The following is a 26425-nucleotide window of genomic DNA, read 5'->3' as shown; positions in this document are numbered from 1 at the left end:
AACATTAACTGTTCAATTCAATGAATTTTTTTAGGGTAGCTAATGCGCGTCCACTTTCCAATGACTCTTTGGAGAGAGCAATACATTCTTCAATAGTCTTCTCCGGACAAATCACATGGATGGCGAAAGCTGAATTGACTACCACTACATTTTTTTGAGCTTCTGTAGCCGTGTTATTCATGATCTGGTCGAAAATCTTAGCTGCATCTTCCGGTGTTTGTCCACCATCCAGGTCAGTTTCCTTATAGCGGGAGAATCCGAGACTCTCGGGAGCGTAAATCTTTTCATGATCGCTGGTCGCCACTTTAAACTCATTTGTCAGAGAGATTTCGTCATATCCGTCGAGACTATGAACAACGGCAAATTTCGTCTTGCTTTCCTGATAAGTATAGGTATAGAGGCGAAGTAACGGGAGGTTGTAAACTCCTAAAAGCTGATAGGCCGGTAATACCGGATTAACCAACGGACCGAGCATATTAAAGAAAGTGCGCACTGCCAATCCTTTACGAACCGGAGCAACTGCCTTTAATGCCGGATTGAATAAAGGAGCATGCAGATAGGCAAGATTACATTTCTCCATGCTACGGCGCAGTTGATCGACGTTACTGGTGAACTTTACACCGTGTTGCTCCATTACATTACTGGCACCGCTGACTGATGTTGCTCCGTAATTACCATGTTTCACAACCGGGAAACCGGCTCCGGCAACAGTAAAACAGGAAGCTGTAGAAATATTAAATGTATTTTTTCCATCACCTCCGGTTCCTACGATATCTATCGGAGCAAATTCACTTAAATCAACCGGAATACGCATTTCAAGCAATGCATCGCGGAAACCGCATAATTCTTCCACAGAGATATTACGCATCAGAAAGACGGTAATTAAAGAGGCTACCTGTACATCATTATATTTTCCTTGTGCGATGTTCTGTAAAATGGTGCGAGCCTCATCGCGTCCCAGATATTGATGTTCGAAAAGTTTGTATAGAATCTGTTTCATAAGTTTAATCGTTTAAGAAGTTTTTAATAATTTCTTTTCCTTGCGGAGTTAATACTGATTCGGGATGGAACTGAATACCATGTACATTGTAGGTCTTATGGCGGATTGCCATGATTTGTCCTTCCTGACTTTCTGCCGTTATTTCCAGGCAATCGGGAAAACCTTCCCGGCTGACTACCCAGGAATGGTATCTTCCAACAGGGATTTCTTTTCCCAACCCTTCAAAAAGCAAATCCTGGTGAAGGATGGTAATCGGAGTCTGTACCCCATGATATACTTCTTTGAGATTTTCCAGACGTGCTCCGAAAGCTTCGCCGATGGCTTGATGACCGAGGCAGACACCCAGAATGCTTTTGGTCGGAGCATATCTTTTAATAATAGGTAATAGCAGTCCGGCCTCTTCGGGTATGCCCGGTCCGGGAGACAGGATGATTTTATCAAATCGGTCTACTTCATCAAGCTCTATCTGGTCGTTGCGGACTACTTCTACATCTGTAGCCCCTAATTCTTTCACTGCGTGCAGTAGGTTATAAGTGAAAGAGTCGTAGTTATCTAAAAGTAATATTTTCATTTTTATTGTCATTGTAAAATGGTTGTTCAAATACTATCTCTGCTTTCAATTTTTTAATTTGACAGCTAAATCAATCGCCTTTTTCAGTGCTCCCAGTTTGTTGTTCACCTCTTGCAGTTCATATTCATCCTGACTGCGTGCTACAATACCTCCTCCGGCTTGGAACCAGAGTTCATTGTTGCGGCTTACAAAAGTACGGATAGTGATAGCCTGATTTAATTCGCCGTTCAATCCGATAAAACCGATACAGCCACCATAGGCTCCACGATTATGTGGTTCGATTTCGCTGATTAACTGCATAGCGCGTACTTTGGGAGCACCGCTTAATGTGCCGGCAGGAAACGTATCAATAAACGTTTTTATTTTATCTGCGCCCTCATTCAACATACCGCTGACACGGCTTACCAGGTGAATGACATGACTATAATATTGTGGTTCCTTATAGAATAGTACGCGTACATCATGACAATTACGGGAAAGGTCGTTTCTGGCAAGATCAACCAGCATGACATGCTCTGCATTTTCTTTAGGGTCAGCCAATAAAGCTTCTGTCAGTTCCCGGTCTTTTACTACATCTCCGGTACGGCGGGTAGTTCCGGCAATCGGATCGATGTAAGCACGACCATCTTCGATTTTGCAATGTGTTTCCGGTGAAGAACCGAAGATGCGGTATCCTCCGAAATCGAAGTAGAAAAGATAAGGAGAAGGATTGATGCTGCGGAGTGCGCGGTACACTTTGAAATCATCTCCGGCATAAGGTTGGATAAATCTTCTGGAAAGTACGATTTGGAAAACATCTCCACGCATACAGTGCGCGATTCCTTTGCGGACATTGGCTTTATGCTCCTCGTCGGTGATAGGGCTAGTAACGGGACCTGTTACAGAGAAGTTGTAAGAAGCATAATTCCGGTTTTCGATGGCTGCTTCCAGTTCCGGTAAGCCGCTTTCTTCTCCTTCGGACAACATTTCAACGAGTGTCAATTCATTTTTGAAATGATTGAAAACAATGACATACTTATATAATATGTATAGCAAATCCGGAGCGTCATTTTGCTCATCGTGACTTTCTTTCACCGGGATGTGCTCGAAGTATTTCACAGCGTTGAACGTCGTGTATCCGTAAAGTCCACATACATTCTTATTATCCCCGGTCACCTGGAATTGATTGATAAACCGGTTCATGGCCTTTTCTACATGGAAGGTTTTTGTCAGGGGTTCTTCCGTGCGGCTGTTATCGGGATAGTTGGAAGTGACAATGCCGCCATTTATACCGATACTTGCCAGGGGACAGAGGGCTATAAATGACAAGGAATTTTCTCCGGCATGATAGTCGGAACTTTCCATTAATGCAGATTGCGGATACATGTCGCGCACTTTCAGGTAAATGCTGACAGGAGTATGCATATCTCCGAGCACTTGTTTGCTATGAGTTGTATAATTAAATGTTTTCATTTCTATAATTGCTTGATTATTGATTACGAATGATGGTTTACTAATTACTTATTGCTGTTCATTAAACGATAAATAGGTTTCAATATCTTTGTCTCCTCGTCCTGAAACAGTCAATACAACGATATCTTCCGGTTTGAACTTCAATTTTCTCAAAGCTCCTAATGCATGGGCGGATTCCAGTGCAGGGATAATACCTTCGAGTTTAGTCAGTTCGTAAGCGGCTTCTATTGCTTCGTCGTCATTGATTGCCAAAACGTTGGCACGTCTTTGTGCGGCAAGATTGGCGTGTATCGGACCAATGCCCGGATAATCCAGTCCGGCGGAAATCGAGTAAGGCTCTTCAATCTGTCCGTCTTCGTTTTGGATGACGTAAGTACGCGCTCCGTGGATAATTCCCATTTTACCGAGTTGGATGGTGGCGGCGGTCATTCCGGTTTCTATTCCTTTACCTCCGGCTTCCGCCAGAATGATGCCTACCCGTTCATCATTGATATAATGATAAATCGTTCCGGCAGCATTACTTCCTCCTCCAACGCAGGCTATCAGATAATCCGGATAGTCACGTCCTTCTTTTTCTTGCAGTTGTTTTTTTATTTCTTCGCTGATAACAGATTGCAGGCGTGCCACCATATCAGGATAAGGATGAGGGCCTACGGTAGAGCCGATAATATAATAAGTGTCGGCAGGATGGCAACACCAGTCGCGGATCGCTTCGTTGGTTGCGTCTTTCAAGGTCATGTTTCCGGAAGTAACGGGAATAACGGTAGCTCCCAGCATTTTCATTTTCTCCACATTGATATGTTGGCGTTCTACATCCGTCTTTCCCATATAAACGATACATTCCATATCCATCAACGCACATACGGTAGCTGTTGCTACTCCATGTTGTCCGGCTCCGGTTTCGGCGATGATGCGTTTCTTTCCCATGCGGCGTGCCAGCAAGATTTGTCCGATGGTGTTGTTGATTTTGTGTGCACCGGTATGATTCAGGTCTTCCCGTTTCAGATACAACTTGCAACCATACTTTTCGGAAAGGCGTTTTGCCAGATAGAGTGGGGAAGGACGTCCTACGTAGTCGCGTAATAACTGCTCAAATTCCTTTTTAAATTCTTCGCTTTCAATCACTTCGAGGTACTTGTTCGTCAGTTCCTCAACACATTTGTGGAGGATTTCCGGTACATAAGCACCACCGAATTCTCCGTAATAGCCATCCTGGTCAACTAAAAAACTTTTCATAATCCTATCTATTTTTTATGTTATTATCTAAATCTGTTCGAAAATGGGCAAATAAAAAGAGCCCTGTCGCAAGTTGCGACAGGGCTCTTTCAAATCTGTTATATCTTTAATGAGGTATATACATACGAGCACTGCTCCCTTACGACTGTCGGAGTTGTAACGGGTGCCACCACCAATATGTATTTACTAACATTGTTCTCATTGTCTTTTGTAATTTTATGAGGGCAAATATAGACACTTTGTTTGAAACAGCAAACAAAAAATGACTTTTTTTCTCTTTTGCCTTCATTTTTCTGATATAGAACAATTTTCAACCTGAACTGTTCTTATAAATATTGAATATTTAAACAAAAACAATTATGAAACAGAGAAAAGTTTTAGTAGGTATCGCTATTGCCATTTTCATTATATTATTATTGTATTGGTTATTGGTAGCAGAGGATATGAAACCCTGGTTGTCGGCTATGGTTCCTTCCGTGGCACAACAATTCTTCGCTTGATTCTGACAGGGTTCGGATAAATCATATATCTTTGCAAGGATAGTGACTAATAACCAAAATAATAACAATAGACTAAGATATGGAAAATTTTATTTTTCAAAATCCCGTGAAACTGATAATGGGAAAAGGGATGATTGCTCGGTTGGCTAAAGAAATACCGTCCGACAAGCGTATTATGATTACTTTTGGCGGTGGAAGCGTGAAGAAAAACGGAGTGTACGATCAGGTAAAGGAAGCATTGAAGAATCATTTTACAGTAGAATTCTGGGGAATCGAACCCAATCCTGCCATTGAAACTCTCCGTAAAGCTATTGCTTTGGGAAAAGAAGAGAAAGTAGATTATCTGCTGGCTGTTGGTGGTGGTTCCGTTATTGACGGTACGAAATTGATTTCCGCAGGAATCCTGTATGATGGTGATGCCTGGGATTTAGTACTTGCCGGACGTCCAGTCACTCATACTGTACCTCTTGCCACTGTATTGACTTTGCCCGCTACCGGTTCGGAGATGAATAACGGGGCAGTTATTTCCCGTCGTGAAACAAAAGAGAAATATCCTTTTTATGCTAACTATCCAATCTTCTCTATTCTTGACCCGGAAGTAACTTTTACCTTGCCTCCTCATCAGGTGGCCTGTGGTTTGGCTGATACCTTTGTTCATGTGATGGAGCAATATATGACTACTCCCGGGCAGAGCCGCATTATGGATCGTTGGGCGGAAGGCATTTTACAAACTTTGGTAGAAATAGCTCCGAAAATCCGTGAAAACCAGCATGATTATCAACTGATGGCTGATTTTATGCTTTCGGCTACAATGGCATTGAATGGATTTATTGCTATGGGAGTGTCGCAAGACTGGGCAACTCACATGATTGGTCATGAAATTACTGCTTTGCACGGATTGACACATGGTCATACGTTAGCCATTGTTCTTCCTGCCACTTTACAGGTGCTTCATGAAGAAAAAGGAGATAAACTTTTGCAGTATGGTGAAAGAGTCTGGGGAATTACTTCCGGTACGCGAGAAGAACGGATTGATGAAGCGATTTGTCATACCGAAGAGTTCTTTCGTTCGCTTGGGCTGACTACACGTTTGCATGAAGAGAACATCGGACAGGATACTATTCTGGAAATCGAACGCCGATTCAATGAACGTGGTGCTAAATATGGAGAGAATGGAAATGTAACGGGTGCTGTTGCCCGCAGGATATTAGAGACTGCACTTTAAGTATACTCTTACATTAAAAATATAGGATAAAGAGGATATTGGAACATACTTTTCACAATATCCTCTTTTCTTTTTATTATTTCTCAATTTTCTCTGACCTTGGAATTCTGAACCAGAAGCGAGAGCCTTCTCCTTCTTTAGATTCCACTCCGATAACCCCGCCCAGTCTTTCTACTATGACACGGCAGATGGCTAGTCCGAGTCCTGTCCCTTTAATAAAGGAGTTCAGTTTGACGAAGCGCTCAAACACTTTATCTATCTTGTCAGCAGGAATTCCGATACCTGTATCTTTTACATAAAAGTATATTTCATCTTTGGCTTCTTCAATCCGGTATCCCATTTCGATAGAACCTTTAGGGGTGAATTTCAAAGCATTATTTGTAAAGTTGATGATAACCTGTGATAGACGTATGCGGTCGGTATACATCATGCATTGATCTGCTTTCTCTGTGAATAAGATTTGAATGTCTGGGGAAGAATTCTTTTCTTGCATTTGTCTGCAAATACCTTCCATCAATTCGTTGATATCAGTCTGTGCAAATGTGAATTCCATAGTACCGGCTTCAATTTTAGAAAGATCGAGGATGTCGTCTATTAGTTGCAATAATAAGATATTGTTGCTGGAGATGATTTTTACAAAATCTTTTCTCTCTTCCTCTTCCTCCGTTTGGCAAACCATTTCGGAGAATCCTACAATCGCATTTAGCGGGGTTCGTATTTCATGGCTCATATTAGCGAGAAAGGCAGATTTGAGCCGATTGGATTCTTCGGCTTTTTCCTTTGCTTCCTGCAGCATTTTGTCCATCTTTAATTTTTCAGTGATGTTTTCAAAACGAAGTAATCCTCCAATAATTTCAGTTTCCTTTTCATCGCCGAATACAGGTGTTGCGGTCACTTCAAAATCTACATCGTCTACTCTGATGGTATGCCGGATAATTTTGCCCTGTTCGATAGCTTTCTTGAAAGCACATTGTCCACACGGTTCATTACGAAGTGCACTGGTCTGATAGCAAATTTTTCCCGGTATGTATCGTCTGCCTTTTACCAGGCTGGCTATTTGTCTTGTTTCCTCCCATTGTACCCGGTAATTTTTATCAATATAGATAAGGCCGAAGTCGATACTTTTTAGAGCTAGTTTTTGCTTCTTCAATGCTTTTTCCAGTTCTTCCTTGGCGGCAACTAATTCTCTTTCATAATTCTTGAGTTGTGTGATATCCCACCGGGTTGCCAACAGCCATTTCTTTTCTCCTTCCCATGAAATAATAGATTTAACGGCAATAGTATCATGGGTGATTCCATCGGGAGTGGTGTATTTCTCTTCTTTGCGATATACTTTGCCTGCTTGTATGAGTTCTTTGTCGATATGCCGGTATTTTTCACCTCTTTCTTCTCCGTAAATTTCATAATCAGTATGTCCGATGGCCTCTTCACTGCTAATGCCGGATTGAGCGGCTGATTCTTTATTCCAGTAATAGTATCGGAAATCGTTTGTAATATCTTTTACAAAGATGGGGAAAGGAAGGTTATCGAGAATATCAAAGGAGAAACGGTAGGAATGATTGGTCTTTTTAATCGTTTTTTGCAATTTTCGGATTCTATATAGTAAGATGCTGATGACAAGGAGCAAAATAACTACTAGTAAATAATTATAACCCCAATGAACTTCGTTAATCCAATAATTTAACAAATAATTGTTTGCCATAAAATGTTTGATATAAATGAGGTGTAAAGATATGAATTGTTCTTTAACTTTCAAAAAATAATACATAAATATATTGTCTTTCAACATTATATTGTGAGACTGTAATTATATGCGATGAAGAAATAGTGGAGGTATGGTGTCTTGTGGTTCTTGTATGGTATCATATTTTGCTTGATTTCGAGTCTTTTTTCAGAAAGAAAATGTATTAAAATATTAAATGATGTCTCATGAACTAAAATCATTTCTAGTTTGTTTTAATAACGCTGGAGTATTTTCTATTTTTGTTCACCTAAATAAGTTTTGATAGAGTCAAAATAAAACAATCATTTAATTACGTATGCTAATAACCATTATTATTCTCGTTCTTTCGGCTGTCTTTTTCGTGAACGGCAAGGTTCGTTCGGATATTGTGGCACTGTGTGCACTGATAGCCTTACTTATTTTTCAGATATTAACTCCTGATGAAGCACTTTCCGGTTTTTCTAATTCGGTAGTCATTATGATGATCGGATTGTTTGTAGTGGGAGGGGCTATCTTTCAAACGGGATTGGCAAAGATGATTAGTTCCCGTATTCTTAAACTTGCGGGAACCAGTGAGATCCGGTTATTTCTGTTGGTGATGTTGGTGACTTCGGCCATTGGTGCGTTTGTCAGTAACACAGGAACGGTGGCACTGATGCTTCCTATTGTTGTCAGTCTGGCAATGAGTGCCGGTATGAATCCGAGCAGGCTGTTGATGCCGTTGGCTTTTGCAAGTAGTATGGGAGGTATGATGACTTTAATCGGTACTCCGCCGAACCTTGTGATACAAAATACGTTGACTTCTGCCGGACTTGAACCGCTTTCCTTCTTCTCTTTCCTGCCTGTCGGCATTGTCTGTGTGATTGTCGGTACGCTGGTATTGATGCCACTTAGCAAATGGTTTCTTTCTAAAAAAGGCCAGAAAGATGATAATAAACGTTCGGGTAAGTCACTGAAACAGTTGGTAAATGAATATGGGCTTTCTAGCAATCTGTTTCGTTTGCAGGTAATAAAAGATTCCCGGCTTTTGGGCAAGACGATTATTGACTTGGATATTCGTCGCAAATATGGTTTGAATATCATGGAAGTGCGTCGTGGTGATGCATCGCAACATCGTTTTCTGAAAACGATTACCCAGAAGTTTGCTGCACCGGACACGATGTTGCAAGCCGAGGATATTTTGTATGTGACAGGAGAATTTGATAAGGTACAGCTTTTTGCAGAAGATTTCCTGCTAGAGATTTTAGGTGACCATGCAACGGAAGAAACTCAAAGCGCAACTAACTCTCTGGATTTTTATGACATCGGTATTGCTGAAATAGTGTTGATGCCAGCTTCTAATTTGATAAACCAAACAATTAAGGAAGCCGGTTTTCGTGATAAGTTTAATGTGAACGTATTAGGAATCCGTCGTAAAAAGGAATACTTGTTGCAGGATTTGGGAAATGAGCGGATTCATAGTGGTGATGTGCTTCTGGTTCAGGGAACGTGGAATAATATAGCTCGTCTTAGCAAGGAAGATTCTGATTGGGTTGTTTTGGGACAACCTTTGGCGGAAGCGGCTAAAGTTACATTAGATTATAAAGCTCCGGTAGCGGCTGCTATTATGGTATTAATGGTAGTAATGATGGTATTCGATTTTATTCCGGTTGCTCCGGTTACAGCCGTTATGATAGCGGGTATATTGATGGTATTAACCGGATGTTTCCGTAATGTAGAAGCAGCTTATAAAACGATCAACTGGGAGAGTATTGTATTGATTGCAGCTATGCTTCCTATGTCTCTGGCATTGGAGAAAACGGGAGCTTCGGAATACATTTCCAATACGCTGGTTAACGGCTTGGGATCATACGGACCTGTTGCGTTGATGGCAGGTATTTACTTTACGACTTCGTTGATGACGATGTTTATCAGCAATACAGCTACGGCTGTCTTACTCGCACCGATTGCTCTGCAAAGTGCCATACAGATCGGAGTAAGTCCGGTTCCCTTCTTGTTTGCTGTGACGGTAGGTGCAAGTATGTGTTTCGCTTCTCCATTCTCTACACCGCCTAACGCCCTGGTGATGCCTGCCGGTCAATATACTTTTATGGATTATGTAAAAGTAGGATTGCCGTTGCAGATTATTATGGGAATCGTGATGATTTTTGTATTACCATTGATTTTCCCCTTTTAGTTTTTAATTTTTATCCTTTTAATAAGGAGATGAAAGAGCTCGGTATTTTGTAGTTGTAGTGCTTTGTAACACTGGATCTTTGTCGTTTAATTGAGAGTTGCATAGAATCTGCAACTCTTTTTTTTGATTGCATATTGCATATTTGTACTTCTAAGCTTTTAATATTCAATAATGTAATAGGTCGTTTTTTATTGGGAGTAATTAAAGCCTTATCTTTTAAAAGATGTTAACCGTAGGTCGAAAAATACAACTTTATCCGTTTCTTATTTGTAAATACAACTATCTTTGTACATTCATTGCTGATTGTTGATTCGTAATGATTTTTATTTTTTGTGCAAATAAAGCAAACTTAAGTATTTAAAGATTATGAAACAAAGCATTGTAAAAATCTTCACTTTTTCGTTGTTAGTATCTTCTATCAGTTTTATTAGTTGCGTTGATAATGAGAAAAATCTGTTTAATGCAGATCAACTGAAACAAATTTACGAAGAAACTTTTCCTGTAAAAAACATCGACTCTGATGGTGATTGGACAATGTCACGAAGTGTAACGGCACATGTGTCAATCAATGGGGATCAAGGAGTAGATTATAAGATACAGATATTTGATGCCGATCCATTAAGCCCGGAAAGTACAGCAAAACTCTTAGCGGAAGGAACTGTCACTCAAAGTATGACTTTGGATGTGGTGATGGATTGCGCAACATCTCTTGATAAAGTGTTTGTTGCGCGTATAGATGAACACAAACGTTATCTGGTCCAACCGACAGCGATTGAAAATGGTACAGTGACAGCGCACTTTGGAGACAAAGGTACGCCAACACGTTCTATATCACGAGCTGTGACGACTAGTATACCAGTCATGGAAGCTCCTTATACAGCCGATTTTATTAGTGCTAAAAAGGCAATTTCTACTGTCATTCAGGCTAATTGGGATCTTTCTGCAAAGTCTGGCTGGGGTGGAAGTTATGGTCAATTTCCTGTTTTTACAGAAAGTGAGCGTTGGTTTAAGATTCAGGAAGGAACTTTTAAAGCTGGATTTAGTGCAACTGGAAATAGAGATGGAGAAATAAGTGCTGTGAAAGTAATCGTTCCTCAAGGAAGCACATGGGTTATAGAGAATAGTAATCAATTTTCTGATATTACAGAAATTATCGTTGAGAATGGTGGAAAGATAGAGATTGCTAAAAATGGGAGTCTGATATTAACGCGGGCTTCTTATATAACTGTGATGCAGGGAGGAAGTATTGTTGGTGACAGAGGTATTCAGATAACAAATAGTTCGGCTGGGCGTACAAACTATAATGCGGGTACGATTGATTGTGACTTTTTGAAAATTGATGGAAGTGGAAACGGAGTTGATTTTGTGAATTATGGAACACTTAAACTGAATTCTTATAATGCTTCTACAAATGGTACGACATTGATAAATCATGGAACCATTGAAGTCGAAAATATAGATGGCAACAATAATACTAATATTAAAAACGGTTGTTATCTGAAAGCTGGAAAATTACAATTTGGTACGCTTGTTATGGGAAATACTTCCGAAGCTATTTGCAAAGAATTGACGGGTAATGGAAATGATAATAATATCGTGATGGAAGCACAATCCATGTTGACTTGTACGGGCAAAGCTAATTTATTCAGAACAGTTACCGGTCCGACACAAGGAACTGCCTTATTAAGAATTCACGAAATAGATAATACTTCCGGTCTGGCTCAATCTGCTTCTAAAGTAAGTAATAATATCATTTGTGAAATAACAGATCAAACATATAAAGGCGAAGCACATTATAACTGGTCTCCTTTTGCATGGCTAGTAAATAAGGGATTACAGCAAGGTGCTACCTATTGTAATCCGGGCAAAGCAGAATTTATACTTCCTGCTGACGGTGACTGTGTTAAAGAAGGGTATAACTCTGATGAAAAACCGGATGATGTAGAAATTCGATATGCAGTTTATTCTTATGCTTTCGAAGATAACTATCCGAAAGCAGGAGATTACGATTTCAATGATATTGTGTTGAATGTAACTTTGCCTGCAGCCGGTAATGATGTGAAAGAACTAAAATATAAAATTGACCTTCGGGCAGTTGGTGCCGTGAAACAATTAGGTGCTGGTTTGAGAATACGAGGAATAGACAAAAATAATGTGGAAGAGATAAGTTTTGGTGCAGGCGCTGCTCAACGTACCGGCTCATTAAATTCTGGTATATTTGAAAATGCATCTTATGAAGCCAATGGCAATGAACTTGTGATTCCTTTATTTGGAGACGCACATTATGTATATGGATATACAGGAGCACAACGCCCCATGTTGAATACTGGGAATGCTAGCACTCCTCTTACAGATATATATACTCTTGAAGTGAACGTCAAACTTAAAAATGAAATATCCGTCCCTAGTGTGACAGATGGTTTAGACTTCTTCATTGCTTATCAGGGGATAGGTCAAAAGAGAACAGAAATTCATTTGACTCATTTTAATTCGGCTACGGCGAATGGACAATTGGCGGATAATGAGGTGCTTGAGGTAATCAAGGCAGTTAATAATACATGGGCTTTGTGTGTTCCTGATAAATTTGCTTATCCAACAGAAACAACAGTGATAACGAACGCATATTCTAAATTTGCAGATTGGGCACACGATCAGAGCTCAACTACTGATTGGTATAAGACAGTTAGTAGTGATAAAGTGATTCAGTACTAAAACTATTAAAGAGAAATATTGCAAACAGTTTTATTCGAAAAGAACTTGTGTGCATTGATTATGGGGAGATTGTAGGAAGTAAGTGCTGCCTTAATGCTCTCCTTTTTTATGTAATTACCCATTCGATGACAAAGTAAATACATAAAGTTTTAGAATCTCTGATTATTCTGACGATTGTTCGTGTAATCAAGGGTTTTGCTATCTCTCATGTTCTATCATTCTTCTCTATTAGCAGGAAAATCCCCATGATTTATTGAAAAACAATGCCTTTATTGCGTAAAGCACCGCATATTTACATCAAAAGCGCCGCTATATTTGTAAAAAACATAAGGATAAAGTAAGTAAAAGATGCGGATAATGTCATCAAAAGCTATGGATGAAGTAAACAAACCATTGGGATAGTGTCGCTATATCGTAAATGTTGTTAGAATTTCCTACTTTCTTTCCATTGATTTTTCTATTTGGGGCTTTGATAATGGTAAAAAGAAAAAAGTAAAAGGGAACTTTATTAGTACATGTGATGCCCGTTTGATTGTAGAAATGCTGTGCGCGTATTAAAATGTATATATATCATGCTTAATTGTAGAATAGTGAATTGAATAAAGCCCTCTACAGTGGCAGAAAAATTTTACTTCAGCCAAAGGGAGGAAAGAAGCGATCCCTGATAGATTAAGAATTACAAAGTGTCAGTAGTATCTTTTTGTAAATTCAAATTTCTCATGTTGAATGTTTTGTAACTGCAAAGATACGAAGAATGGTAACTATATTGAATGATAGTTGCTTAATATCATAGCAGGACCGAGCTCCAGAGATGTACAAATCAGGCGATTTAGGTTATTCAACCTTAATTCGCTTTTTTCTGCATCACTACTATCTGATTAAACCGTTTTTGTGACGGAGTACCAACTACAATTTCTTTTGGAGGAAATCGCTTGTCGAACTCATTAGCAGCAGATTTATCAATCTGATATATTTTATCTTCTATATAACGGCCTTTTACATTGGCTAAAGCATTATCATATAATTCACAAACATGAAGAGCAGTAGCATACATATTGTCTTCAGTGCGAATCCCTAATGTTTCGGCAGGAATGAATCCTTGTCGGAGATAATAATCCGGGTCACCACAAAGTAAAATAGCACGAAATCCCATTTCGGAAGCTAATTTTTTGGTAAGTGCAATCATTCTTCCTCCGATACCTTGCTGTTGGTATTCGGGGAGGACAGAAATGGGCCCCAGGCTCAAAACCTCATATTGGTTACCGTCATCTGCCATGATAAATGATTTGAGGCAGACAACATTACCGACAATCTTGTTATTATGTTCTGCAACAATATCGAGCTCCGGCACAAACTTAGGATGGTTACGCATAATATGAAGGAGGTAATGTTCGTCACATCCCGGAGAATAATGATTCCAGAATGCTTCCCGTGTAATGTTTTCGGTTTCATGATAATCCGAAGATTGCTCAATTCTAAGTTTTATATCCATATTGTTTCAAATATATAGTTGCACAAATATAAAGAACAAAATCCGAATACCTAACTCTTTTAAAGATGAATCTATACATTATAGCAAGATGAGACAAAAACTCCCGATACTAGTATATCCAGACTTAGTATCAGGAGTTTTTTATATATTCATTCATCGAGATTGCGGAGAATCAGGCCTGTTCATGTTTTGCGTGTACAAGCTGTCTATAATACCGTCGGACAGTCCGATGGTAGGTACAATAATTCCGGTAGCTTTTACATGAGTAGCTATCTCGAGAAATATCTCTGCAGCAGGAACAATAACATCGGCCCGGTCCGGTTTCAACTTATATTGCTTAATACGTTGTTCGGTAGAGAGGGCTTTTAATGTTTCATATATATCTTGCAGTGATTCGATGGGTAGGAGAGACGCTTTTTTGTCTTTCTTGTCCGCTAAACGAAATAACTTATTAATATTTCCTCCCGAACCGATGATGCTGATAGGGGTATATTCTGTGGCAAGCCCTATCAGGTCAGTGCGCAAAGCTTCCTTTTCTTCTTCCTTTACCATACCGCTAAGCATACGTACCGTACCTATATTATATGAACGGGAATTTTTCAGTTCACCGTTGCTGATGAGATTAATTTCCGTACTACCACCTCCTACATCTACATACAAGTAATTTTGTCCTGAAGCAAATAACTGTTCGATATGATTGTCGTAAACAATATGCGCCTCTTCCTGCCCGTCGATGATTTCTACACGGATACCCGTTTTTTTGACGATCTGCTGAACGATATCCTTGCCATTACGTGCATCACGCATGGCAGAGGTGGCACACGCACGATAGTCTACCACATCATATATCTTCATTAATTGTTTGTAGGCTTTCATCAGCCGAATCAGTTTCTTCTCTTTTTCTGTAGAGATAACCCCCACAGTAAAGGCGTCTTCTCCCAACCGTAACGGAATACGGATGAGCTGTACCTTACTCATTAATTCGGGCGCATTCTCCTCGTTTACACATTTTATCAGCAGCCGCACCGCATTAGAGCCTATATCTATTGCCGCATAATTAACTTTCTTCATACTTATCATAATGTATTCTTGTATTCGTTATATAATTTTTCTTGTGAGCGGAATGGGACACTGTTCTCTTCCCGTTCTTTTTCCCGGTTCTCGCCTGTACCATCCACAATTCTTCCTTTTGCCGTATCCCGGAATCCGTAGCAGACAATTCGTTTTAAATCTGCCTGGATTTCTTTATCATAGACCGGTGCCGCCACCTCAATACGATTATCCAGGTTGCGAGGCATCCAGTCGGCAGAACCAATGTAGTATTTTTCTTCTCCACCATTGGCGAAGATGAAAATGCGCGAATGTTCGAGATAACGGTCGATAATACCATTGATGTGTATATTCTCGCTGATACCCGGAACGCCTGTCACTAAAGAACAGTTACCGCGTACTACCAGTTCCACTTGAACACCCGCTGTTGAGGCTTCGTATAGCTTTTCAACAAGTGCACGGTCAGTAATATGATTTACTTTAGCAAGGATATAAGCCTCTTTTCCCTGTTCCTTATTTTTTATCTCTTTGTTGATAAGCGCAATGAATCGTTTACGCATATCATTGGGAGAAACGAGCAATTCTTTGAAATCAACAGGAGTATAAGGCTTTTCGATAAAATCGAATACGGCATTGACTTCCCGGACAATGGGACGGTGAGCAGTCATAATGGTATAGTCAGTATACATACGTGCATTTCCTTCATGGAAATTTCCTGTACTGATGCAGGCGATATCTCCGTGCCGAGTGCCGATATGCAGCAATTTAGAATGAATTTTCAAACCCTCTACTCCGAAAATAACATGAATCCCCGCATCCTGCATTTTCTTGCTCCAGTTGATATTAGACGCTTCATCAAAACGTGCCAACAGTTCGATAACTACTGTGACTTTTTTTCCGTTTTTGGCTGCACTGATTAAAGCCTTTATCACTTTGGAGTCTTTAGCCAAACGATAAAGCGTCATCTTGATACTTTTTACTTCTTTACTGATAGCGGCTTCTCGCAACACACGGATGAAAGTATCGAAACTATGATAAGGATAATGTAAGGAACGATCTTTCCGACGAATCAAAGTGAGCAGACTTTCCATGCCATTCAGTTCAGGCTTGAAGATAGGTTCCCAAACAGGATATTTCAGTTCATGATGACCGCAAACCGGAAATTTCATCAAATCCTTGAAATTGTGATAGCGTCCTCCGGCTACACGCGTGTCATTCTTATCCACGTTCAGGCGACCGGTCAACTTTTTCAGCAAGTCTTTAGGAATTTGTTCGTCATAGACGAAACGGATCGGTTCCCCTTTCTTCCGGCTTTTCACACCTTTGGAAATCTTCTGAAGTACCCCTGTCCGCAGATCACTGTCAATTTCCATTTCGGCGTCTTTAGTGAATTTGAAAGTGTACGCCTCATAATCTGTGTACTTCATGCCAACAAAAATCATCGGCAAACAATAGCGGATCACGTCATCAAGAAACATGAGATATGTTTTTCCATCCGAATCAGGTAATTGAATAAAACGGCCGAAGTCTCCGGTCGGCAGTTCAATCACTGCATAGTCTTTCTCCTTTATCTTTCCCGTTTCATCTTTGCGCAGCAGACGGATGGCAAGGTAAATATCCTCATCTGTCTGATCGTCCAGCGGGCGGGTTCCATTGAGGAAAAGCGGATTGGTAGAACCATTCAGTTTGTTGCGATAGAAAGAAGTGACGAATGCTTTCTGTTCGTCCGTCATTTCCGCATCTTTGATGACGTAGATATTCTCTTTCTTCAATTCCTCCATAATGGAAGCGAATATCTCCTCAAACTGCTTGTAGTAACGATTGTGCAGCTTTCCTATTTGTTTCAGAGTGCAGGCGGCGGTTTCTTGTTCTGCTTGTATGTTTTTATCGGCATATTCTACGATCCGGTTCAGAGTCGCTACACGGACACGGAAGAATTCATCCAGGTTATTTGAATAGATGCCAAGAAAAGTGAGTCGTTCCAGCAGTGGCACTTCTGGACGGGCGGCTTCTAGCAGAATACGTTGGTTGAAGTACATCCAACTGATGTCACGCTCTACATAAGGGTATTTCTTTTTTATTTCGCTTTGTTTCATTGTGAAAAAGGAACTGTTTAAAATTTCTGCAAAAATATCAATGTGAGATGTAATCGTCATAACGATATTATTACGAACTTATTACAATGTTTATTTGTTATTTTTATATATCAGTAGAAACACTTATATTCGCAAAAGTATTGGAACAGACTCGGTTAAAAAATATAGAATTTATGAAAACAATGAATTATTCCCTTATTCGCATTCTCTTCGCACTTGTGATTGGATTGGTACTCGTGATTTGGCCCAATGCGGCTGCCAGTTATATTGTCATTACGGTAGGTGTTGCCTTCTTGATTCCCGGTGTTATCAGCCTTTTTGGCTATTTCGGCCGGAAAAGACCGGAAGGTGAAGCAGCTCCCCGTTTTCCGATAGAAGGAATCGGTAGCTTATTATTCGGACTTTGGCTGATTGTGATGCCTGAATTCTTTGCAGACGTCCTGATGTTTTTATTGGGATTTATCCTGATTATGGGAGGAGTGCAACAGATTGCTTCTTTGTCGATGGCTCGTCGGTGGATGCCCGTTCCGGGAGCTTTTTATCTGATTCCTTCGCTGATTCTTATTGCGGGTATTATCGCTTTGTTCAATCCGACAGGAGCGCGTAATACTGCATTTATAATTATTGGTATCAGCAGTTTGGTTTATTCTCTTTCCGAATTGATAAACTGGTTCAAGTTTGCCCGTCGCCGCCCGAAGGCTCCGGTTATGCATGACGATGATGATATTGAAGACGCAAAGATTATCGAATAAAAAAAGAAGAGGACTGCTTCACAGCACCCCTCCCCGCAAACTTAAAACAACCAACAAAAGAAATAGATAATTTCAATAACAGTGAACGGCTAACGGTGAATATTCTGCAATGATAATGCAGTTTGTTCACCGTTTACTGTTTATCGTTCACCGTATTTTTTTCTATCTCACAAATAACAGTTCCCTGTATTTTGGAAGCGTCCACATCTGATTGTCAACAATCAGTTCCAACTTGTCGATGTGATAACGGATTTCTTCCAGTGCCGGGACAATCGTGTCGTGGTAGGCAATGGCTTTTTCCCGTTCGCTTTCTATCTTGTTTGCAACCTTACGAGCCTCAATCATTGCATCTACATGCTCCTTGATGAAAGCTGTACGGTCGGCAATCTCTTCAATAAGCTCCAGGTTCTTAGCAGACAATTTCGCAGCCTTTTCTGCCGGGAAAAGAGATTGCATCTTATAGACATTATTAATTAAGTCCGTCTGGTATTGAGTGGCAACCGGAATGATATGATTCATTGCCAAGTCACCCAATACACGTGCCTCAATCTGAATCTTCTTCGTATAAGTTTCCCATTTCACCTCGTTACGGGCTTCCAGTTCTTTCTTGGTCATTACACCGGTAGCTTCGAACATGGCAATTGTTTCCGGTTTCAGGTAATTGTCGAAGATAACAGGAACACTGGTTTCGCAATCCAGTCCACGACGGGCAGCTTCTTTCTTCCATTCGTCACTGTAACCGTTACCGTCGAAATGAATGGCTTTACATTCTTTGATATATCCGCGGATGATTTCAAGAATGGCGGAAACTTTGGGTTCTCCCTTTTCAATCAACGCATCCACGTCCTTTTTAAACTTCACCAATTGATTTGCTACGGCCGAGTTCAATGCAATCATGGCAGAAGCACAGTTTGCTTCGGAACCTACGGCACGGAACTCAAAGCGGTTGCCTGTGAAAGCAAATGGAGAAGTACGGTTACGGTCTGTATTATCGATCAGTAATTCAGGAATCTGCGGAATATCCAACTTCATTCCCTGTTTACCGCTAAGGCTGATTAAATCATCTTTCGTACTGTTTTCGATATGATCCAATACCTGCGACAACTGTTTTCCAAGGAAAGAGGAGATAATTGCAGGAGGTGCCTCATTCGCTCCCAGACGGTGGGCGTTGGTAGCACTGGAGATAGAAGCTTTCAGTAGTCCGTTATGATGATAAACTGCCATCAATGTATTGACAACGAATGTAACAAAACGTAGATTGTCTTCCGGAGTCTTACCCGGTCCCATTAATAAGATACCTGTATCAGTGCCCAAAGACCAGTTGTTGTGTTTACCCGATCCGTTGACACCCTTGAATGGCTTTTCATGAAGTAGTACACGGAAACCATGACGGCGGCTTACCTTACGCATTAATGACATAATCAGTAAGTTATGGTCATTAGCAAGGTTACACTCTTCAAAGATAGGAGCCAACTCGAATTGGTTCGGGGCAACCTCGTTGTGACGAGTCTTAACAGGAATACCTAATTTTAACGCTTCAATTTCAAGGTCCTTCATGAAAGCGGCTACGCGGGTGGGGATAGCACCGAAGTAGTGATCCTCCAACTGTTGGTTTTTGGCACTGTCATGTCCCATCAAAGTACGACCGGTCATTAGTAAGTCCGGACGTGCGGCATACAATCCTTCGTCTACCAGGAAGTATTCCTGTTCCCATCCTAAGTAAGCAACTACTTTTTTCACTTCCGGATTAAAATACTGACATACGGCTACGGCTGCTTTATCTACAGCACGCAATGCCTTCAGTAAGGGAGCTTTATAGTCAAGAGCTTCACCGGTATATGCGATAAATACAGTCGGGATGCAAAGTGTATCATCCACGATGAAAGCAGGTGACGAGGGGTCCCATGCGCTGTATCCGCGAGCTTCGAATGTATTACGGATACCGCCATTCGGGAAAGAAGAAGCATCCGGCTCCTGCTGTACGAGCAGTTTACCTGTAAATTCTTCCATCATACCACCTTTGCCGTCATGTTCAACGAAGGCATCGTGCTTTTCTGCCGTACCCTCGGTCAGCGGTGCAAACCAGTGCGTGTAATGAGTGACACCCATTTCGATAGCCCATTTCTTCATGCCGGCAGCTACCTCGTCGGCAATGCTGCGATCTAGCGGAGCACCATTGTCAATTGCATCAATCAGTGCATTGTATACCTTACTGGGAAGGTATTTGAACATCTTTTCCTTGTTGAATACATACTTGCCGAAGTATTCCGAAGGACGTTCGGCAGGTGTTGCTACCTCAACAGCCTTTTTCTTGAAAGCTGTCTCTACTACTCTGAATCTAAGTTTTGACATAATACCTAATTTGATTTGTTGTTAAATATGTTAGAGCAAATAATTTTCTCTGTGTGGTTCCCGGGAAGGCGGTCAGGCCCGCCCGGGATAAATCTTTTTAATCTATATAGCCTAATTCACTTACTGATGAGTAGACTTACTTTTAATTATAAGTAACTTAGTTGTAAGCAGATTCACCGTGTTCGTAAATGTCAAGACCTTCTTCTTCGACACGTGCCGGAACGCGAAGTCCGTGAATCTTATCAAGCGTTTTGAAAATGATGAATCCCATGCCTGCTGCCCATGCACTTACTACCAATGCTCCGAATAGTTGTGCACCGAGGAATCCGAAACCGTATCCATAGAATAAACCTTCACTGGTAGAGAACAAACCTGTGAGAATTGTTCCTAAAAAACCACACACACCATGTACAGAAGATGCACCTACCGGATCGTCTATTTTTAGAAACTTGTCAATGAAGTCAACGGAGAATATCATTACGACACCACATATCGCACCTATTAAGGCTGCTCCTGCGGGAGATACTGTGTCACATCCTGCTGTGATACCTACCAGACCTGCCAAGATACCATTCAGTGTCAATGACAGGGATGGTTTTCCATATTTCATCCAGCTCACCAACAGAGCAAAGAAACCACCGGCACAAGCAGCCAGGTTCGTTGTCAGGAATACGTGGGAAATAGCGATTGCGTCGGCTTCGGTTGCTGCTGCCAATTGAGAACCGGGGTTGAATCCGAACCATCCGAACCAAAGAATGAATACCCCCAGTGCAGCAATAGTCAGGCTATGGCCTGGGATAGCTTTTGATTTGCCGTCTTTACCATATTTACCGATACGGGGACCAAGAATGGCAGCACCTACCAAAGCAATCCATCCACCTACAGAGTGAACGACTGTAGAACCGGCAAAGTCATGGAATGTAGTGCCGAAGTGACTCATCATGAAAGAACCTTCTTCACCGTTCATCAGCCAGCCTCCGCCCCATGTCCAGTGACCGGATATCGGATAAATCAGTACACTGATAAAGATGGTGTAGACGATATACATGGAGAATTTTGTTCGTTCTGCCATGGCTCCTGATACAATTGTAGCTGCTGTCGCACAGAATACGGTTTGGAATATGAGGAATCCTTCGGTTGGCAAACCATTATTAATGAAAGAAAGGTCGCAGAAGTGAGGCATTCCGATGAATCCGCCTGCGCCGAACATCAATCCGAAACCGATAAACCAGTATAGTAAAGAGCCGAACATGAAGTCTACAAAGTTCTTCATCAGAATGTTGGCAGTATTTTTCACTCTGGTAAAACCTGCTTCTACTAATGCAAATCCCGGCTGCATGAAGAATACGAGCATTGCTGCAAGCAACATCCATACAGTATTTAATCCAAGAGCTAATTCACCAACCGTATCGGGAGCTGCTGATGCTTCTTCGGCAGGAGCTGCAACGACTTCGGTAATTGTTTCTGTAACTGCTGCAACTGTATCGGTAGCGGCTGCGTTTTGTGCCGACATATCAGTAGTAAAACAGCACAAAATGAATATAGTAGTGGCTATCCACAACTTAACGAAGCTATGGCTTTTATATTTTGTATCCATAATAATTATCTTATTTTATACCTATTATTTATTAGTGATGTTGTAAACCTCTTTATAAACGTTATAATCCGCAAGGAAACCTGGGAGCGGCACCTTGCCGCTGCCGATTAACGTTCTTGTTCTGCATTGTAGAGGGCTATGTCACCACGTTCGGCAGTGCGTATCCGGATAGCGTCTTCGATAGGAATGACGAAAATACGTCCGTCACCGATTTCTCCGGTCTGTGCAGCTTTGATGATAGCCTGCACTGTTTTCTCGGTATTTTTGTCGCGTACGACAATAGAGATCAAAATTCGTTCAATGGTGCTGGTGTCATATACTACGCCACGGTAGATACGTCCTTGCCGTGCTTTTCCAATACCTCTTACATCGTAATAAGAGAACCATTCGATGTCCGCTTCGAGTAGGGCGTCTTTTACGTCCTCGAATTTGGTTTTACGGATAATAGCTTCAATCTTTTTCATATACCTTAAATATTAGTGTTGACCTGTAAAAGAAAGAGGTATAGGGTGTGGCAGCCATAGTAGGTTACCATACAACAAACCGATAAAATCTAAACTCTAACTACCTGATCCCTATACGCTCTTTGATATTCTATATTCTCTCTCTTAAAAACTTAATCCGAATGCGAAGTAGGCTCCTTCTGTCCGTGGATTGACAGATACCTTGGCAAATGCCGGAACGGAGAAGGAATCTGTGATTTTGATATCCTTGGAAGCTCCGAGACTTACGTCTGATACGCAGAACCCACTTGTATAGCCATTGTAGAAAGTTGTCTCCCAAGGAACCATACCTAAATCTACTGTCCAGTCGAGACCTCCCAATTTGAATGGTGCGCTAAGTGCGAGGTAAGAAGAATAAGCCCTTTTGCCATTTTCTTTCACGCCGTCGGCACCTGCAAAATTTGTATACCAGTTGACTGCCAGTGGTCCGAAGTCATATCCGATTTGTGCTTCAAATACATGAGCCGTTGAATGAGCTCCGTATTTAAAATACTTGTTAGTTGCAAAGATCGTTTCTCCATCATCGTCTATGCCAGTTTCTACTTGGGTATTAAACCAATAATCCGTCACTGAAACGCTAAAACCGCCTATCGAATAACCAAGAGTTAAATCGAACTCTTTTGTGTCCGTCGATTCGAATCCTACCGATCCCCATGCTCCGAGTGAGAAACCTTTGTAAGAGATTTCCAGTGAGGGTTGAACGCTCACTCCGCCTAAATCCTGGCCGCGCCAGATGTAACCACTTACCAGATCTGCTCCAACGGAAGCTTCTACCTTATCTTGTGCCATCATTGTAGACGGGACAAGCCCTGACAGTAATAATGCTACTGTTATTACCCTCATTTTTTTGTTAATCGTCGTTTTCATCGTCTTTTTACCTTTAATAGTTAGAAAAATGTGGATGTACGGTCCATGTATATATAGTAGCGCGCGAAATACTATCAAGTAAATTGAAAAATCACTGGTTATGAATAGACTAGGAGAAGTTATTCAAAATTCTTATAGCCAGTTTTTTATTCTTCTCATTGCTTCGATACAGTCGTTACGTTCGCCAAAGGCAGTCAGGCGGATATATCCTTCACCGCTTGGTCCGAAGCCTACACCGGGGGTACCGACCACATTGGCTTCATACAACATCTGTTCGAAGAATCGCCATGACGAAAGCCCGTTCGGAGTTTTCACCCACAAGTAGGGAGCGTTGACTCCTCCATACACTTTCAGTCCTGTGGCTTCCAATCCCTCTTTCATAATTTTGGCATTGGTCATATAATAGCCGATTGTTTCTTTAATCTGTGCTTTGCCTTCTGCACTGTAAACAGCTTCTGCTGCCCGTTGGGTAATGTAAGAAGTACCGTTGAACTTGGTGCATTGGCGGCGGTTCCACAATCTGTTGAGTGGGATGCGGTCTCCTTCCAATGTGGCGGCAGTAAGCTCTTTCGGAACTACGGTATATCCGCAGCGTACTCCGGTAAATCCTGCCGTTTTTGAAAAACTACGGAATTCGATCGCACACTTTTTAGCTCCCTTAATCTCATAGATAGAGTGGGGGACATTTTCGTCCTGGATATATGCTTCATAAGCGGCATCGAACAGAATCAATGTATCGTTTGCCAATGCATAGTCCACCCATTTCTTCAGTTCCGGTTTGGTTAAGGTTGTTCCTGTCGGGTTGTTCGGATAGCAGAGATAAACAATGTCTATCCGTTTGTCTGGAATTTCCGGAATAAAGTTATTCTCACTTGTGCAAGGCATATAAGTAACATTACTCCATTTACCCGTTTCTTCTTCCAACACTCCGGCGCGTCCGCACATGACATTGCTGTCTATATAAACCGGATAGATGGGATCTGTAACACCTACGCTATTGTCATGGCGAAGAATATCGCCTATATTTCCGGTATCGCTTTTGGCACCGTCACTGACAAATATCTCGGATGCCGAGAAATGAATCCCACGTGGAATAAAGTCATTTTTTATAATTGCTTCAATCAGAAAATCATATCCCTGTTCAGGACCATATCCGCGGAATGTATCCTTGCTGGCCAGCTCTTCTACCGCTTTGTGCATGGCTTCGATACACGCTTTCGGAAGCGGTTGGGTGACATCACCGATACCCAACCGGATAATATCCTGTTTAGGATGTGTTATCTTGAAGGTATTTACCTTTTTCGCTATGTCCGAGAATAAATAGCTTCCCGGTAACTTCAAAAAATGTTCGTTTACTAATGCCATCTTGTTATTGTTTTAAGTTCTGCAAAATCTAATACTCAATACCTGATACTTAATACTTTTTAATACTCATCCTCAATCTCCCCATCGAAAACTTTGGTTGCCGGTCCGGTCATTAATATATGCCCGAAGATTTCATCCCATTCAATGGTGACTGTCCCTCCATCCATGATTACATCGCTTTTTCTTCCTGTAAGTCCGTTGATGAAGGCGGCTACTGCTGTGGCGCAAGCACCTGTCCCGCAAGCTTGAGTGATTCCCGATCCTCTTTCCCACACCCTCATCCGTATGGTGTCTTTGCTGACAATCTGTGCAAACTCCACATTGGTTCTGTCGGGAAAAAGAGGATGATTCTCCAGTTCAGGACCGATTTCCGGTAAATTAATCCGGGTGATGTCCTCAACAAATGTGACGAGATGCGGATTACCCATTGATACTTTGGTTGACCGGAAAGGATACTTTCCTCCCCACTGAATCTCTTCTGTTTCCAACGGGCTACCCATGTCTACGGTGACTGCACTAACTGTTTTTCCCTCTACATGCAGTTTCAGGATTTTTATTCCTGATCGTGTATCCAGCGTAATTTCTGTTTTGTCAGTCAAGCCGTATTCATATACATATTTGCCTACACAACGGCTTCCGTTACCACACATCATAGCTTCCGAACCGTCCGCATTGAAAATGCGCATGCTGAAATCCGCTTTATCAGAGACACCAATCAATATAAGTCCATCACTTCCGATTCCTGTATGAAACTTGCTCCATTCGATTGCCTTCTTTGCAGGGTCGGCTATCGGATATTGGGTTGTGTCTACATATATGTAGTCATTTCCCGCTCCATGCATTTTTGTGAACTTAATCTTTGTTGTCATTTTGATTTATATTTGTTGATTGTTGTAACCTTTTGTTTTATTACGATGCAAAGATATGACTTTTTGCTTTATATTTTGCTAAAAAGTATATCTAATATCTATTTATTTTCTTCAAACTTATAATCGCTTTATATACGGCCACATTTAGTTATAATTTGAAATTATACCTGTTTATATATTAATAAACTGTTATTTGGATGAATTGTTTTGCATATTCTTCCATAATATATGAAGAATATTTAGCCTTGATAATCGGTGAAATCAGCTATAAAAACAAGAAATACATCCTTTTCCTTTTGACGATATGAAAGTGAAAACCCCTATTTATCTATCATATTGCTCACCGGATATGCTGAAGAACCTTTTTCTGTATTCATTGTTTTAGCACTATCATTAATATAAAAACGTAGAGATATGAATATAGAGAAACAATTAGAAACAGCAGTTAAGACCAACCATTTGGTGTTGGTAGTATTTTATGCCGACTGGTCACCTCATTATGAGTGGATAGGTCCTGTGCTTCGGACTTACGAAAAGAGAACTGTAGAATTGATAAGAGTGAATGCTGAAGAAAATAGAACAATAGCCGATGCGCATAATGTAGAAACAGTGTCCGCCTTTCTTTTATTGCATAAGGGACATGAATTATGGAGACAGGTAGGAGAGCTTACGGTAGGAGAGCTGAAAGAGGTATTAGATGATTTCCAGTAAATCGTTTGTAATCTTTTATTGGCATATATGAAAATGACCTTTTCTTTTTCAGATGAAAAAAATGAGTGTTCTTAATATGCTGGTATTTAGTTTGTTATAAAAGCTCATTTTTCCTTTAAAAGAAACGAGGTTGTGTCAAAACGTTGGCACAACCTCTTTTATATTTTACAGTTCTG

Annotated in this window: 20 protein-coding genes; 6 read left to right on the top strand and 14 right to left on the bottom strand. The window is 40.9% G+C overall.

Annotation, left to right across the window (positions count from 1 at the left end; translation table 11 throughout):
- Positions 1 to 4: 4 nt before the first annotated feature.
- From trpD to trpB, 4 genes are read right to left on the bottom strand one after another with little or no spacing between them, the layout of a single operon-like run.
- Positions 5 to 1000: an anthranilate phosphoribosyltransferase gene (trpD, locus tag DWZ47_RS24660; protein WP_004317865.1), complete on the bottom strand. Its 996-nt coding sequence runs from the start codon at positions 998 to 1000 to the stop codon at positions 5 to 7.
- A gap of 4 nt (positions 1001 to 1004) precedes the next feature.
- Positions 1005 to 1571: an anthranilate synthase component II gene (locus DWZ47_RS24655; RefSeq protein WP_008651733.1), complete on the bottom strand. Its 567-nt coding sequence runs from the start codon at positions 1569 to 1571 to the stop codon at positions 1005 to 1007.
- A gap of 45 nt (positions 1572 to 1616) precedes the next feature.
- A complete protein-coding gene (locus DWZ47_RS24650; protein ID WP_004311853.1) occupies positions 1617 to 3023 on the bottom strand; it encodes an anthranilate synthase component I family protein in 1407 nt (468 codons plus the stop codon).
- Positions 3024 to 3071: 48 nt separating this feature from the next.
- Positions 3072 to 4259 (bottom strand): tryptophan synthase subunit beta, encoded by a 1188-nt coding sequence (trpB, locus tag DWZ47_RS24645; RefSeq protein WP_004303719.1) that lies wholly within the window; start codon positions 4257 to 4259, stop codon positions 3072 to 3074.
- Positions 4260 to 4618: 359 nt separating this feature from the next.
- On the opposite strand from trpB, the gene DWZ47_RS30755 reads away from it, so the two are divergent.
- Positions 4619 to 4759: a hypothetical protein gene (locus DWZ47_RS30755; protein WP_004300101.1), complete on the top strand. Its 141-nt coding sequence runs from the start codon at positions 4619 to 4621 to the stop codon at positions 4757 to 4759.
- 79 nt (positions 4760 to 4838) lie between these two features.
- Positions 4839 to 5984: an iron-containing alcohol dehydrogenase gene (locus DWZ47_RS24630; protein ID WP_004300100.1), complete on the top strand. Its 1146-nt coding sequence runs from the start codon at positions 4839 to 4841 to the stop codon at positions 5982 to 5984.
- A 76-nt stretch (positions 5985 to 6060) separates the two neighbouring features.
- Here DWZ47_RS24630 and DWZ47_RS24625 read toward each other — a convergent pair whose 3' ends face one another.
- Entirely contained in the window at positions 6061 to 7686 is a 1626-nt protein-coding gene (locus tag DWZ47_RS24625) for an ATP-binding protein (RefSeq protein ID WP_117515025.1), read from the bottom strand.
- Positions 7687 to 8023: 337 nt separating this feature from the next.
- Between DWZ47_RS24625 and DWZ47_RS24620 the strand changes: the two genes are divergently transcribed.
- Complete coding sequence (locus tag DWZ47_RS24620; protein WP_004300098.1) at positions 8024 to 9883, top strand: SLC13 family permease; 1860 nt, start codon at positions 8024 to 8026, stop codon at positions 9881 to 9883.
- 366 nt (positions 9884 to 10249) lie between these two features.
- Complete coding sequence (locus DWZ47_RS24615; protein WP_004303717.1) at positions 10250 to 12595, top strand: LruC domain-containing protein; 2346 nt, start codon at positions 10250 to 10252, stop codon at positions 12593 to 12595.
- 844 nt (positions 12596 to 13439) lie between these two features.
- Here the strand turns inward: DWZ47_RS24615 and DWZ47_RS24610 are convergent.
- The 3 genes from DWZ47_RS24610 to DWZ47_RS24600 all read right to left on the bottom strand — a co-directional run bounded on the left by DWZ47_RS24610 (position 13440) and on the right by DWZ47_RS24600 (position 17233).
- Entirely contained in the window at positions 13440 to 14087 is a 648-nt protein-coding gene (locus tag DWZ47_RS24610; RefSeq protein ID WP_004303716.1) for a GNAT family N-acetyltransferase, read from the bottom strand.
- A 153-nt stretch (positions 14088 to 14240) separates the two neighbouring features.
- The gene (locus DWZ47_RS24605; RefSeq protein ID WP_004317877.1) at positions 14241 to 15167 is read right to left on the bottom strand and encodes an exopolyphosphatase; all 927 of its coding nucleotides are present in this window, start codon (positions 15165 to 15167) and stop codon (positions 14241 to 14243) included.
- The gene (locus DWZ47_RS24600; RefSeq protein ID WP_032846627.1) at positions 15164 to 17233 is read right to left on the bottom strand and encodes an RNA degradosome polyphosphate kinase; all 2070 of its coding nucleotides are present in this window, start codon (positions 17231 to 17233) and stop codon (positions 15164 to 15166) included. The genes DWZ47_RS24605 and DWZ47_RS24600 overlap by 4 nt, the downstream gene beginning before the upstream one ends.
- A 173-nt stretch (positions 17234 to 17406) precedes the next feature.
- Between DWZ47_RS24600 and DWZ47_RS24595 the strand changes: the two genes are divergently transcribed.
- A complete protein-coding gene (locus tag DWZ47_RS24595; protein ID WP_004303713.1) occupies positions 17407 to 17985 on the top strand; it encodes an HdeD family acid-resistance protein in 579 nt (192 codons plus the stop codon).
- A gap of 162 nt (positions 17986 to 18147) precedes the next feature.
- Here DWZ47_RS24595 and DWZ47_RS24590 read toward each other — a convergent pair whose 3' ends face one another.
- The 6 genes from DWZ47_RS24590 to dapF all read right to left on the bottom strand — a co-directional run bounded on the left by DWZ47_RS24590 (position 18148) and on the right by dapF (position 25538).
- Positions 18148 to 20337 (bottom strand): glutamine synthetase III, encoded by a 2190-nt coding sequence (locus DWZ47_RS24590; protein ID WP_004303703.1) that lies wholly within the window; start codon positions 20335 to 20337, stop codon positions 18148 to 18150.
- A 157-nt stretch (positions 20338 to 20494) separates the two neighbouring features.
- On the bottom strand, positions 20495 to 21934 hold the full coding sequence (locus DWZ47_RS24585; RefSeq protein ID WP_117515009.1) for an ammonium transporter: 1440 nt from the start codon (positions 21932 to 21934) through the stop codon (positions 20495 to 20497).
- Between the two features lie 107 nt (positions 21935 to 22041).
- On the bottom strand, positions 22042 to 22398 hold the full coding sequence (locus tag DWZ47_RS24580) for a P-II family nitrogen regulator (RefSeq protein WP_004303701.1): 357 nt from the start codon (positions 22396 to 22398) through the stop codon (positions 22042 to 22044).
- A gap of 144 nt (positions 22399 to 22542) precedes the next feature.
- Positions 22543 to 23304: a hypothetical protein gene (locus DWZ47_RS24575; protein WP_074638830.1), complete on the bottom strand. Its 762-nt coding sequence runs from the start codon at positions 23302 to 23304 to the stop codon at positions 22543 to 22545.
- 132 nt (positions 23305 to 23436) lie between these two features.
- Positions 23437 to 24669, bottom strand: coding sequence for an LL-diaminopimelate aminotransferase (locus DWZ47_RS24570; RefSeq protein ID WP_004303699.1), 1233 nt, complete (start codon positions 24667 to 24669; stop codon positions 23437 to 23439).
- Between the two features lie 59 nt (positions 24670 to 24728).
- Positions 24729 to 25538 carry a diaminopimelate epimerase gene (gene dapF, locus DWZ47_RS24565; protein ID WP_117515008.1) on the bottom strand — a complete coding sequence of 270 codons (810 nt, stop codon included), beginning with the start codon at positions 25536 to 25538 and terminating at the stop codon, positions 24729 to 24731.
- 414 nt (positions 25539 to 25952) lie between these two features.
- On the opposite strand from dapF, the gene DWZ47_RS24560 reads away from it, so the two are divergent.
- Entirely contained in the window at positions 25953 to 26249 is a 297-nt protein-coding gene (locus DWZ47_RS24560) for a thioredoxin family protein (protein ID WP_117515006.1), read from the top strand.
- Positions 26250 to 26425: the final 176 nt, after the last annotated feature.

It is taken from the genome of Bacteroides sp. AF32-8BH, assembly GCF_003435205.1.
GTDB lineage: Bacteria > Bacteroidota > Bacteroidia > Bacteroidales > Bacteroidaceae > Bacteroides > Bacteroides ovatus.
The sequence above is the reverse complement of the archived record's forward strand: the minus strand, read 5'-3'. Positions and strand labels throughout refer to the sequence as shown.